The following is a 13,089-nucleotide window of genomic DNA, read 5'->3' as shown; positions in this document are numbered from 1 at the left end:
GAGCAGTTCCCTCCTTTCGAGTGACTCCATAGGATTACAGCATGATTACTTTGGATGGAGCGTCGCTGACGATCGAAGATGTTGTTGCTGTCGCTGAAGGACGAGAGCGGGTTGGGATTGCTGTCGAAGCGTTGGATCAAATGCAGCGATCGCGCGACCGTGTCGAGAACGCGATGCGTGGTACGAAGCCGGTGTATGCGCTGAACACGGGCGTTGGGTTGTTGGCGAATATCCGGCTGGAGGATCACGAGATTGAGGTGATGCAGGTAAACCTCATCCGGTCACACTGTTGCGGGATTGGTGCGCCGTTGCCAGTGAAGGTGGTGCGCGGCATGATGTTGATCCGCGCGAACGTGTTGGCCAAAGGGTTGTCGGGGATTCGCGCGGTGGTGGCGGAGCGCATCTGCGATTTGTTGAACTGCGGGATTACGCCGGTGGTTCCGTCGCGCGGAAGCGTTGGCGCTAGCGGCGACCTGGCACCCTTGGCGCATATGGCGCTGGCGCTGATTGGCGAGGGGCAAGCGGAGTATCAGGGCGAGGTGCTGGATGCCGCGGTGTGTATGAAGCGTGCCGGACTGGAGCCGCTGAAGCTGGAGGGCAAAGAGGGTATCTCTCTGCTGAATGGCACGCAGGCTATGTTGTCGATTGGATGTCTCCGACTGAAGGAATTGGAAGGCCTTTTCTACGCCGCACAGACTACGGCGGCCTTGAGTATCGAGGCGTTGCGGGGAACGCCTGCGGCGTTCGATGCGCGGCTGCATGCCGCGCGGGCGCATGTGGGACAGGTGTTGAGTGCGCAGCACCTGTTGCGGTTGCTCGAAGGGAGTACGATTCCGCGTTCACAGGGTGAGGGCAGCCGGATTCAGGATGCGTACTGTTTGCGCTGCATTCCTCAGGTGCATGGCGCGGCTTGGGACACGCTGCAGTTTGCGCGGGGAGTGTTCGAGGTTGAGCTGAATAGTGCTACGGATAACCCGCTGGTGTTCGAGGATGCGATTGTGTCGGGCGGCAATTTCCATGGAGCTCCGTTGGCGCTGGCGCTGGATTATCTGGCGATTGCGGTGTGCCAGCTTGCGGGGATCTCGGAGCGGCGTACGGAGCGGTTGATGAATCCGACTTTGAATGAGGGGCTGCCCGCATTTCTTGCGTCGCAACCGGGCATCGAGTCGGGGATGATGATGGCACAGGTGACGTCGGCGGCGCTGGTGGCGGAGATGCGGGTGCTGGCCTCGCCGGCGTCGACGGGGTCGATTCCAACGAGCGGCAACCAGGAAGATTTTGTAAGTATGGGTATGACGTCGGGGCTGAAGCTTGAGCAGTCGGCGGACCTGGCGCGGATGGTCATCGCGATCGAGTTGTTGGCGGCGGCGCGGGCGTTGGATCTTCGTGGAGATACGAGCACAGCGGTGCTGGAAGAGGCGCGGAGCCGCTTTCGCATGCGGGTTCCGGCGTGGCGGGAGGATTGCGTACTTTCTGTGTGGATGGAAGAGGCTGCGCAGTTTTTAGCGGATGATGGATGGAGAGATCAGGAAGCTGGACAGGTTGCGGTTGAGGAGGCGGTTCGATGAGTGAGGGATATTCTCCGGTTCGTGCAGCGCGGGGTAGCACCAGGACAGCGAAGGGTTGGATTCAAGAGGCAGCCAAGCGGATGCTGATGAATAACCTCGATCCTGAAGTGGCAGAGAAGCCCGAAGAGCTGATCGTGTATGGCGGGCGAGGGAAGGCGGCGCGCAACTGGGAGTGCTTTCACACGATCGTTGAGACGCTAGACCGGTTGGAGAATGACCAGACGCTGCTGGTGCAGTCGGGGAAAGCGGTGGCGGTGCTGAATACGCATCGTCTTGCGCCGCGAGTGTTGATTGCAAATTCAAATTTGGTACCGCATTGGGCTACGTGGGAGGAGTTCGACAAGCTGGATGCTGCGGGGCTGATGATGTATGGGCAGATGACGGCGGGGTCGTGGATTTATATCGGCACGCAGGGGATTTTGCAGGGAACGTATGAGACGTTTCGCGGCGCGGCTAAGCTGCACTTCAACGACACGCTGGCAGGGACGATCACGGTGACCGCGGGGCTCGGTGGCATGGGAGGGGCGCAGCCGCTGGCGGTGAAGCTTGCTGGCGGCGTGAGTATCTGCGTTGAAGTGGATGCGAAACGGATTGAGCGGCGGCTGGAGACGCGCTACCTGGACAAGGCTACTCGGTCGCTGGAAGAGGCGATTCAGTGGGCGCAGACGGCGAAGCGGGAGCGGGAGGCGGTGTCGATCGGGTTGCTGGGGAACGCGGCTGAGGTGCTGCCGAAGATGGTGGAGCTGGGATTTATTCCTGACTTGGTGACCGACCAGACGAGTTCGCATGATCCGCTGTGGGGGTATCTGCCGCCGGCGAAGGCGGATGAAGATTTGAATGCGCTGCGGTCGATGCAGCCGAAGGAATATGTGGCGCGGGTGCAGGCGGCGATCGCGCAGCATGTGAGGGCGATCCTGGAGATGCAGCGGCGCGGCGCGGTTGCGTTTGATTACGGAAATAATCTGCGGACGCAGGCGAAGATTGCCGGAGTGACGGATGCGTTTTCGTATCCGGGATTTGTGCCGGCGTTTATTCGCGATTCGTTTTGCGAGGGACGCGGGCCGTTTCGGTGGGTGGCGCTGTCGGGTGATCCGGCCGATATATACGCTACTGATCGGGCGCTGCTGGAGTTGTTTCCAGAGGATAAGCGGCTGACGGAGTGGCTTACCTTTGCGTCGAAGCAGATTGCGTTTCAGGGTTTGCCGGCGAGGATATGCTGGCTGGGATATAAGGAACGCGATCGTGCTGGGCTGTTGTTCAACCAGATGGTACGGGATGGGCGGTTGAGTGCGCCGATCGTGATTGGGCGCGACCATTTGGATGCGGGGTCGGTGGCCAGCCCCTATCGAGAGACGGAAGGAATGTTGGACGGATCGGACGCAGTCTCCGATTGGGCGCTGCTGAACTTTGCTACTGGCGTTGCAAGCGGAGCTGGATGGATGAGCTTCCATCATGGCGGCGGCGTGGGGATGGGATATAGCCAGCATGCAGGGCTCGTCGCTGTTGCGGACGGAAGCGATGAGGCCGACGAGCGGCTGAAGATGTGCCTGACCAACGATCCGGCGATGGGTGTGATTCGCCACGCGGATGCGGGCTATGAATTGGCGAAAGAGACGGCCGCGAAACGAGGGCTTGATCTGCCGAGTGTGCGATGAAGACTGAGCTGCTCATCACGGGAATTTCACAGCTCGCTACCGCTGAGGGTGCGTCGGCAAAACATGGCCGGAGTATGAGTGAACTCAAGGTCGTGCAGGATGCGGCGTTGGCGATCTCTGGTGGGTCGATTGATTGGGTGGGCGCGAGGAGCGACTGGACGGGCGAAGCTGTGGCGACGCTTGATCTAGGTGGCGCCGCTGTCTTGCCGGGGCTGATTGACCCGCATACCCATGCGGTGTGGGCTGGCGATCGGCTGGCGGACTTTGAAGCGCGGGTTGCGGGGGCGACGTATGAGCAGATTCTGCTGGCGGGTGGTGGGATTCGCAGCACGGTGCGAGCGACGGCTGCGGCTTCGATCGAGGAGCTGGTCGCGCTGGCGAGGCCAAGGGTTGAGGCGCTGCTGCGATCCGGTGCTACGACGATCGAGGTGAAGTCGGGATATGGATTTGCGATTTCTGCTGAGATTGCGATGTTGGATTCGATTGCAACGCTGGCGGCTGAGTCGCAGGCGCGGATTATCGCGACGCTTCTGATTCATCTGCCGCCTGTGGAGTCCGGTGAGCGGTCACGGTATGTTGAGCAGGTATGCGCGGAGCTGATTCCCGAAGTTGCGCGAAGAGGGCTTGCGAGTGCTGTGGATGTGTTTGTCGAGCGAGAGGCCTGGCACGTTGCGGAAGCGGAGCAGATGTTTGTTTGCGCGAAGAATCATGGGCTAGCGGTGAAGCTGCATAGCGACCAGTTTCATAGCATCGGAGGCGTCGAGCTTGGTGTGCGGATGGGCGCGCTGAGTGTGGATCATTTGGAGGCGGCAGGCGCGGCACAGATCGAGGCTATTGCAGCTAGCGCAACGGTGGCAACGATTCTTCCGGGAGTGTCGTTGCATCTCGGAATTCCTGCGGCTCCGGGACGGCGGCTGATTGATGTGGGTGCGGCAGTGGCTGTCGGAACGGATCTGAATCCTGGTTCAAGCCCACTGTATTCGAGTGCGGGCGCGTTGGGGCTTGCGGTTCGGATGAATGGGCTGAGGGCGCAGGAGGCGATTGTTGCAGGAACAGTGAATGCGGCTTGTGCGCTGGGGCTGAGTGATCGAGGACGGCTGGAGGCTGGATGTGTTGCGGACTTCGTGGTGTTGCAAACCAAGGATTGGCGCGAGCTCGTTTATGTGATGGGTGCGAATCCTGTTCGTGAAGTGTGGGTGGGTGGAAGGCGGGTGGGGGGATGAATACTCTTTATCGACCAGAGTTGCTGTATGTCGACGGCAAATTTGTTGCGGGCGGGGAGTTGCTGGTCAGTCCCGAAGGATTGGTGTTGGAGCTTGACGACCAGTTGGATCGCTCGTCGGTGACGATTGTCGCGATGCCGGGCAAGGCTTTGATGCCGGGATTTGTGAATACTCACTCTCACTCGTTTCAACGATTGATTCGCGGAAAGGCGGAGTCGCGGGTCGTGAGTGGACGAGACTTCTGGTCGTGGCGCGGAACGATGTATTACGCCGCGAGCAAACTCGATCCGCAGCAGGTGTATGACGTTGCGCGTATGGCGTTCCTCGAGATGGTGCTGGCGGGCACGACAACTGTGGGCGAGTTTCACTATCTTCACAATGCGATGGATGGAAAACCTTATGACGATCCAAACCTGCTGGGCAAGCAGGTGATTGCCGCCGCGGAGTCGGTGGGTATTCGTATCGTGTTGCTGCGAACGGCTTATCTTCGCGCGGGATTTGAATTGCCGCCGGAGCCGGGGCAGAGCCGTTTTTACGAATCGGCGAAGGCGTTTCTCGAGAACATGACGGCGCTGGTTAAGGAGGTTTCGGCGGATCGCCCGAGCGTTCATTTTGGTGTTGCTCCCCATAGTGTTCGGGCAGTGCCGCTGGGCGAACTCCGCGAAATTACAGCGTGGGCCAGGGCGAACCGGCTTCCGGTGCACATGCATGTTGCGGAGCAGGTCGCGGAGAATGCGGCGTGCGTTCGCGAGTATGGATCGACGCCGGTCGATCTGCTCGCTGGGGAGAAGATTCTTGGGCCGGATTTTACCGCGGTGCATGGGGTGCATGTGACGGCGGAGGAGATTGCACTATTGGCGAGCACAGAGACGACGATCTGCTCGTGTCCGACGACGGAGCGTAATCTCGGCGATGGATTTGTGCGGGCGGACGAGATGCTTGCGGCGGGGATTCGTTTTGCGCTGGGGTCGGACAGCCAGGCGCAGATTGATCCGCTCGAGGACGCGCGGGAGTTGGAGTATCACTTGCGGCTGTTGCAGCAGAAGCGAGCGATTCTGGACCAGGTGGGAGGGAAGACGTTGGCGGCTCATCTTTTCGATTCTGCTACGGCGAATGGAGCGCGTGCCTTAGCGGTGCCAGCGGGAACGCTTGGGCCGGGCAGGCTTGCCGATTTCATTACGATCGACCTAAATGACAGCTCGATTGCAGGAAACTCCGCGGAGGATTTGCTCTCGACACTGGTGTTTTCGATGAGCCGGTCTGCGATTCGCGACGTTGTTGTAGGGGGGCGTTTTATCCTTCAAGATCAGGCACATCCGCTGCGGGAAGAGATCATCTCGCGATACAAAGAAGTACATGAAGCGATCTGGTCTGACGCGGGTCGACGCGGTTAGACCGGACGTGCGCAAAGCGTCCACGATTTTCAGATGGTGCGCGGTCGATTTCGGGTTAGACTAGCTCATCTGCCCAGGGCAAGTGTGTGAAGGTACTCCATTGCGAATCACTATGGAGTCGTTGAATCATCCGTTTTCAGGCCACATAAGAAAGTAAAAGAAATTGCTGTTCCATAAGTTTCGACCACAAGGGCTTCCGCTGCTTGGTGGGGATGCCTATATCTTGAGCGATCCACGAATTTCAACAACTCATAGCAGATTTAATTTCGCGGAGGGTTTTATGGCGGACGTACCTGCAGTCGAGATGAAAAAGACGCTTGGGCTTACAGGGCTGACCAGCAATGCTATGGCGTTGATCGCGCCGGGCGCCTTTCTCTGGCTGACGTTCTTCATCCAGGCGGGAACTGGTGTTACCGGACCTTCGATGTGGATGGGGGTCATTGGTGCGCTGCTGCTTTGTCTCTCCACTGCGGTTTGTTATGCAGAGATGGCGAAGCTTTATCCAGGAACCGGGAGTTCGTATTATTTTGCGGAGCAGGCGTTTCTAAACCGTGAGCGCGCCTGGAAATATGCGCGCATCTCTAAGTTCATCGTGGGGTGGGCGTCTCATCTTTATTACTGGATCTATCCAGGGGTGATGGTGGGGACGATGGGTATCGTGTGCGGGTACCTGGTGGGAACGCTATATCCGAATTTCATGAGCGCGTCGAATCCTGGAATGCTGTTCATGATGGGCGTGGCGGTGGTTTTCTCCTTTGCCGTCGCGTACATCGCGTATCGCGGGGCGAATGCTTCGACGGCAATTAATCTGGGCATCAACGTTATTCAGATTACGGCGTTGATGATCTTTGGTGTGCTGGCGCTTGGGTACCGGATGAATCATCCTCCAGGGTCGGTGGCTTTCCAATTTGATTCGACGAGCGGTGAAGCGTACACCTACGAGTTCAAGACTACGACGGCGATGGTGGGTGGGGTCTCGACAGACACGATTGTGCGCGACGCGAATGGAGTGCCGCAGCCGCAGCTGGATGCGCGTGGCAAACCGGTTCCATATCGCGTCAGCTATCCGGGGCACGACGCGGCGGGAAACTTTCTTACCCATGGCGATGCGAAGTCGGTGGTGAGTCCGCATCGTTGGAGCTGGGTGTTCATTCAGGCTACGGTTGCGATTCTGATCCTGGTGGGATTTGAGTCGGTGACCTCGATGGGAGGGGAAGCGAAGAATGCGAAGCGAGATGTGCCCATTGCGGTGATCACGTCGCTGCTGGTGCAGGGGGTGTTGTTCTATTGCTTTGAGTATTTTGCTGCGAACTATTTTTTGAATAGCGGATACACGATGCAGAGCGCGATGGGATCGGCGGCGCCGATTGGCGACATGATGGTGATGGTCGGGGACGCGCTGTTCGGGCAAGGACATGGGCGCACGTTCATGCTTGCGGAGGCGGCGACGGTGGTGCTGGCGCTGATTGGGACGACGCTCTCGTGCATGAATACGGGCGCGCGCGTAACCTATGCGATGGGCAAGGACCAGGAGGTTTCTAATCGCTTTGGTTTGCTGCACAAGAACAACCTGACGCCGCATCGGGCGGTGTGGAGTTTGGCGGCGATTTCTGCTGTGATCGGATGTATCGCGGTGGCGATAGTTTTTGGCGATGGAGGAGCACCTTCGGCGGCAGCGATTTCGGCGATTCCGCATGGGATTTTTTCAAGCTTCGGCTATACGACTCACGATAAGATGGCGGCTCTGCCGAACAGTCTTTTGACGGTGACCTTGGCTTCGAATTTTGGCACGTTTCTGCTGTATGCCCTAAGTTGCACGCTTTGCATGGTTGCGTATCATAAGCATCCGAAGTTCAATGCAGTGCGGCACCTGGCGATTCCGCTGTTCGGGTTGTGCGCAAATCTTGCATGCATGGGCTTTTACCTTGTGGGACCGTTCATGGGCTATGGCACGAAGATGGAGCCGCTGCTGGCGCTCAGCATTGCGGCGGTTTGGGGAATTTATGGCAGCTTCCATTTCCTGAAGATGGGCAAAGCATCAGGGAAATCGGCGCTGATCGAATCGCGGCCGACTTCGGCGTAGACTGATGGCGCGGGGTTGGGTTTCCTGATTCTGACTGGCGTATAGACTCTCTTATGCTCGATCTTGAATTCGCAGAACGAACCGACCCGGGAAAGGTGCGGTCGAACAACGAAGATGCGCTCGGCCATGTGCTGCCCATGGGACCGGCGCAGGTGCAGTCGCAGGGTTGGTTTTTCGCGACGGCCGATGGGATGGGCGGCCATGAACAGGGCGAGGTTGCTTCGGCTCTTGCCGTGATGACGGCGCTTGAGGGTTTCCGCAAGATTCCTAAAGGTGTGATGCATGTCTCGTTGCTGCCGCGGCTGGTGCAGGAGGCCAATGCTGCGGTGTATGACGCGGGGCTGGCGACCGCGCTGCGGGGTGCGCGCATGGGAACGACGTTTGTTGCGTGTGCGCTGCGGTTCGACTCGGCGGTTGTGTCACATGTTGGTGATTCGCGCTGCTACCTGTTTCGCAACGGTAATGGGACGCAGCTGACGCGGGACCATACGATGGCGGCTGAGCAGGTGAGGCTCGGGATTCTCACCAAGGAAGAGGCTGCCGCGCACGACGGACGGCATGTATTGACGCGGTCTTTGGGCAATGAGTTGTTTGTCGCTGCGGACACCCTCACGGTAAATATTCTGCCGGGCGATGTGTTGTTGCTTTGCACGGATGGGTTGTATGGATACGTGCCGGACACTGCGATCCTGCAGATCATTCTGCGCAACAGCGATCTGGAGAAAGCGGCGGATGCGCTGGTGGCGGCGGCCAATGAGGCAGGTGGCCAAGATAACGTCAGCGTGCAGTTGATTCGTGTAAAGGCGATAGAACGGATGGGGCTTTATCGTGGACGGCCGTACAGGTTGCTATAGATGATCGCGCCGAATCTTACACTTCGTCCCGGCGACACGCTCGATGGCTATGAGCTGGAGGATATTGTTGCGACTAGCGGCATGGCGACGGTGTTTCGCGCGCGCGACCTGAAGAGTGGGCTGCAGGTTGCGATTAAGGTGCCTCATCCCGAGGTGGAGAGCGATCCGACGATGTTCGATCGCTTTCGGCGCGAAGAGGAGATTGGCACTCGCATCGATCATCCGGGTGTGATGAAGGTCTTTGCGAATCCTGAGCGCACCCAGATTTATATGGTGATGGAATGGCTGGATGGCCGGCTGCTACGCCAGATATTAAACGAGAAAAAGAAGCTGCCGGTGGAGCGGGCGGTGAAGTTGATGGTCGGGATCTGCGACGCGTTGGACCACGTTCACGCAAATGGTGTGGCGCATCGCGATCTGAAGCCTGAGAACATCATGGTGGATGATGCGGACGGGATACACCTGATCGACTTCGGAATTGCTGCGAGCGCGGGTGCTCGGCGGCTTACGTTTGCGCACTTTTCGCAGAGCATGGGGACGCCCGACTACATTTCTCCGGAGCAGGTGCGAGGCAAACGGGGCGATTCGCGCAGTGACATCTATGCGCTGGGAGTAATGTTGTACGAGATGCTGACCGGGGTGGTGCCGTTTTCGGGGCCGAATCCATTTGCAGTGATGAATGATCGGCTGCTGAATCAACCTGTGCCGCCGAGAGAGCTGGAACCGTCGATTTCGCCGCAGCTGCAGGAGATTGTGTATCGCGCGATGGAGCGCGAGCCGAAGAACCGGTATGCCAGTGCGCGCGAGATGGCACACGATCTGCAGCACCAGGACGAGGTGGGAGTGGCTGCGCGACCGGATGCGGAGCGGTGGAGGACGCGGCGATCGCCGGAGCGGCGGCGAATGCTTTTGTATGCGGGGTTGGCGCTGATTCCGGCGCTGCTGTTTGGGTTGCTGCTGTTTGTTTCACGGCACCATTGATGCGGGGATGAGGCGGTGGTCGGGACGTGGTCAGCGTGGGACGAACTCGTCGGCGTGAACGACGAACTCTGGGTAGGCGCCTGCGCCTAGCTCGCGAACATCCATGCCCTGCCAGTCGCCGTCGGCGTCTACGCGGAAAGGGATGAACTTGTTGAGTAGCCGATGAAGGACGTGGATGAGGGGGAACATCACGCCCAGCAGCGTTGCGATTCCGATGAGCTGCGTGAGGATGAGGGCTGGGCGGGGGCCGGTGGTTGGGGCGAAAAAGCCAAACGCGAGAATGCCCCACAGGCCAGCGCCGAGGTGGACGGAGATGGCGCCGCCGGGGTCGTCGATGAAGAGGCGCGGCTCTAGGGTTTCGACGAGCAGGGTGACGAGCGTGCCGGCGATGAGGCCGATGAAGATCGTCGCGAGGGGAGAGAGAAGTCCGCAGCCGGCAGAACCAGCGACGAGGCCGGCGATCCAGCCATTGGCGCTAAGGGAGGCGTCGGGCTTGCGGTAGCGTAGCTGGGTGGTGACGACCGCGGCTAGACAGCCGGTGGAGGCGGAGAGTACGGCGTTGATGACCGTGAGCAGTATCTGTGCGTAGGTGATGCGGTAGAAGAGGATGGCTGCGGCGCAGTCGAGACCGATCCAGCCGATGAGCGCGAGGATGCAGCCGAAGAGGACTTGCACGATGTTGTGTCCGGGAATGGCGGTGGCGATGCGGTCGGCGTACTTGCCCTGGCGAGGGCCGAGAATCCACGCTACGGAGAGAGCGGCGAGACCGCCGAGGACGTTGAGGACTGCGGCTCCGCCGAGGTCGGCGAAGGCAGGGAGGCCGAAGAGCGGGGTGAGTTGGGCGAGCCAGCCGTTGCTCCATACCCAATGAGCGAAGACGGGGAAGATGATGGCGGCGAAGAGGGCGCTGGCTGCGCAGATGGCTGCGAGACGCCAACGGTCAGTGCCGGCGCTGATCGGGATGAGAGAGGCGAGACCTGCGGCGAAGATGCCAAATGCGAGCACGAACGCTGGGTAGAGGCTATGCGTGGGGTTGGAGGCCAAGCCGGTGGCGAAGAGTGGCTCCGCGCCCAGCCAGTCGATGGATTTGCCGGCGAGGTGGAAGGTGTGAGCCAGGCCTCCGGAGAAGCCCATCCAGGAGGAGCCTAAGAGGACGAAGACGACGGCGGCGATGGCCAGGGAGCAGAGCGTGGCGAGCATGGCGTGCGCTGCGCTGCGGGAGCGACCGAGGCCCTGATGGATGAGGGCGAGACCGGTTGCCGCGAGCGGGATGAGGAGGATGCAGACGAGGCAGAGGTCAGGGGTCATTCGGGGCCTCTTTGCAGGGAGCGATAGCGGAGAGCGGTGAGGGTGAGACCGAGGAGCTCGACGAGCAGGCCGGCGACGACGAAGGTGAAGCGCTGTCCGAAGCCGGCAAGCAGGAAGAGGGACGCCAGGACCAGCAACCAACCGGAGACCATTAATAGATAGCCGATCAACATCACGGGCAGCTCCTGTGGCTTAGGGATAGTTTCTCTGGCTTGCGTGTGGTTGGTGTGAGTCACCAGTGTATCTGTATTTGTAACGCAGTCCGGAATAGGAGGCTGGGGTTCGCCATTGGCCGGGTGAGGCGGTCTAGTAGACTCGAACAAATTCGAAATCGTTTGCGGGTAAGGAGAGGGTGCGATGAAGAGCGTGCTGAATCAGATAGTGTCTTCGCCGTTGGGAGCGTTTGTGGTGCTGGTGGTGGCAGCATCGCTGGAGGTGCTGGGGGATTCGTTTTTTCAGTCGGGGCTGTATCGCTCGTCGGGTGCGCAGCGAGCGATGTGGTTTGTGGCGGGCGTCGCGGTGCTGGGACTGTACGGATGGAGCGTGAACTTGCCGCAGTGGGACTTTGGCAAGCTGTTGGGAGCGTATGTGGCGCTGTTCTTCGTGGTGGCGCAGGTGGTGGCGAAGGTGCGGTTTCAGCAATCGCCTACCCCTCCGATTTGGGTAGGCGGATGCCTGATTGTGGCGGGCGGTCTGGTGATCACCTTTTGGAAGGGATAGAGCGACGCCGTGGGTCCATTGGGGTGGCGGGTGTCCGACTTAGGGGTAATGGGTCTGGCAAGGCCCCGCCCTGGTAATTTTGGCCCAAAGTATTCAGATCGCGATGGTTAGGCTCGGACTTATGACGGTCCGACTGGCTGGGGGGATTTGATGTGTGGGGGTTGGTGGAAAAGGTATGCCGCCCCACGTGCTGGCGACGGCATCGACTCTGGGCATATCGAACTCAGCGTAGCCCGTCTGTTCATTCAATGTACAAAATTGCACATGCATGTTCATGTGACCGAAATCACCGTCCGTCAAAATAATTGGGCGATCCCGAAATGGGAATTCTCTTTCCTTGGTTAGGAAGCTGCAGGGGTTGGACGAGGGTGTGCATGTTAGGTGCTGCCTGGACAGCGAAGGTCAGGTGTGGTGCGGGTTGGGACTGGCGAACGAGTCGGCTACGATCCAGGCGGCGCCGAGGATGGCGAGATTGATGGCGAGTTCTGTCCAATTGAACTTGAGTTTGTGATCGGTGAACAACATCCGAAGGTGGACCAGGAGGGTGAAGGACGCCAGCATGGCGGTGAGGAGGTTGGCGGCGAGGCGGGCCTGGATCCGCGAAAGGAGAGCGAGGCCTGCGAGGATGAAAGCGACTCCGGTCAGATATCCCCAGAAGACCTGCGAGGGCGGCAGCCATTTGGGAACGAGCGGGGCGGTGAAGTTCATATAGACGAAGTGGGCTCCGCCGAAGATGAGCGCGCAAAGGCCTAAGGTCAGTTGGCCGATGAGGGTGAGGCGTGCGGCAAGTGGCGCTGGGATGCGGGCTGTCGTGGCGTAGACGATGAGGGCGGCAGCGGCGATGGCAAACTGCTCGGCGAGACCTTCGTAGACACCGTACTCCTTGAAGCGGGCGAGCAGTACGGGGCCGTGCATGACGATGATGACGATGACGAGGTAGTACGCCGCGAGGGCGGCGGCGCCGACGGACGCAGAGCGGCGCCACTGCATGATGATCCCGGTGCAGAGAAGGAAGGCAGCGACGATGTAGGCCAGGGCGATCCGGTGGGGAAAGTCATTGGGCACGGGTTGACCGGTGATGAAGTCGCCCCAAACCAGCCCGACCAGGCCAAGGGCCATGATGCCGAGTCCGAAGATGTGGCGGCCGAGTCCTGCGCGGATGGCGAGAGGCTTCGCGTGGCGGGATTCGGGCGTAGGCGGCGGTTCGGGCGACATTTGGGGCGGCATTCGGGCCAAGGGACGCGACCTTCTCCGCGGCAGGCGGTGGACGCTGGCGGGCTAGTGGCAAGGATAAACCCGATCC

Annotated in this window: 11 protein-coding genes; 8 read left to right on the top strand and 3 right to left on the bottom strand. The window is 59.9% G+C overall.

Annotated features, from left to right (window positions below; all coding sequences use genetic code 11):
* The first annotated feature begins 41 nt into the window (after positions 1 to 41).
* From hutH to GSQ80_RS00790, 7 genes are all read left to right on the top strand, one after another.
* Positions 42 to 1,568, top strand: coding sequence for a histidine ammonia-lyase (gene hutH / locus GSQ80_RS00820; protein WP_158785610.1), 1,527 nt, complete (start codon positions 42 to 44; stop codon positions 1,566 to 1,568).
* Positions 1,565 to 3,223 (top strand): urocanate hydratase, encoded by a 1,659-nt coding sequence (hutU, locus tag GSQ80_RS00815; RefSeq protein WP_158785609.1) that lies wholly within the window; start codon positions 1,565 to 1,567, stop codon positions 3,221 to 3,223. Before hutH ends, hutU begins: the two co-directional genes overlap by 4 nt.
* Positions 3,220 to 4,446: an imidazolonepropionase gene (gene hutI, locus GSQ80_RS00810; RefSeq protein WP_158785608.1), complete on the top strand. Its 1,227-nt coding sequence runs from the start codon at positions 3,220 to 3,222 to the stop codon at positions 4,444 to 4,446. Before hutU ends, hutI begins: the two co-directional genes overlap by 4 nt.
* Positions 4,443 to 5,840: a formimidoylglutamate deiminase gene (locus GSQ80_RS00805; RefSeq protein ID WP_158785607.1), complete on the top strand. Its 1,398-nt coding sequence runs from the start codon at positions 4,443 to 4,445 to the stop codon at positions 5,838 to 5,840. The genes hutI and GSQ80_RS00805 overlap by 4 nt, the downstream gene beginning before the upstream one ends.
* A 280-nt stretch (positions 5,841 to 6,120) precedes the next feature.
* A complete protein-coding gene (locus GSQ80_RS00800) occupies positions 6,121 to 7,923 on the top strand; it encodes an APC family permease (protein ID WP_158785606.1) in 1,803 nt (600 codons plus the stop codon).
* A 53-nt stretch (positions 7,924 to 7,976) separates the two neighbouring features.
* Entirely contained in the window at positions 7,977 to 8,777 is an 801-nt protein-coding gene (locus GSQ80_RS00795; protein WP_158785605.1) for a PP2C family serine/threonine-protein phosphatase, read from the top strand.
* Positions 8,778 to 9,758, top strand: a complete 981-nt coding sequence (locus tag GSQ80_RS00790) for a serine/threonine-protein kinase (protein WP_158785604.1) — start codon at positions 8,778 to 8,780, stop codon at positions 9,756 to 9,758.
* Positions 9,759 to 9,788: 30 nt separating this feature from the next.
* Here the strand turns inward: GSQ80_RS00790 and GSQ80_RS00785 are convergent, their stop codons facing one another.
* Complete coding sequence (locus GSQ80_RS00785; protein ID WP_158785603.1) at positions 9,789 to 11,066, bottom strand: ammonium transporter; 1,278 nt, start codon at positions 11,064 to 11,066, stop codon at positions 9,789 to 9,791.
* Positions 11,063 to 11,239 (bottom strand): hypothetical protein, encoded by a 177-nt coding sequence (locus tag GSQ80_RS00780; protein ID WP_158785602.1) that lies wholly within the window; start codon positions 11,237 to 11,239, stop codon positions 11,063 to 11,065. The genes GSQ80_RS00785 and GSQ80_RS00780 overlap by 4 nt, the downstream gene beginning before the upstream one ends.
* Before the next feature lie 184 nt (positions 11,240 to 11,423).
* Here GSQ80_RS00780 and GSQ80_RS00775 point away from each other — a divergent pair, with 184 nt between their 5' ends.
* Entirely contained in the window at positions 11,424 to 11,786 is a 363-nt protein-coding gene (locus GSQ80_RS00775; RefSeq protein ID WP_158785601.1) for a hypothetical protein, read from the top strand.
* Between the two features lie 402 nt (positions 11,787 to 12,188).
* Here GSQ80_RS00775 and GSQ80_RS00770 read toward each other — a convergent pair whose 3' ends face one another.
* Positions 12,189 to 13,001, bottom strand: coding sequence for a hypothetical protein (locus tag GSQ80_RS00770; protein ID WP_158785600.1), 813 nt, complete (start codon positions 12,999 to 13,001; stop codon positions 12,189 to 12,191).
* Positions 13,002 to 13,089: the final 88 nt, after the last annotated feature.

Source organism: Granulicella sp. L46, assembly GCF_009765785.1.
Classification (GTDB): domain Bacteria; phylum Acidobacteriota; class Terriglobia; order Terriglobales; family Acidobacteriaceae; genus Granulicella.
This window is presented reverse-complemented; position numbering and strand designations above follow the sequence as displayed.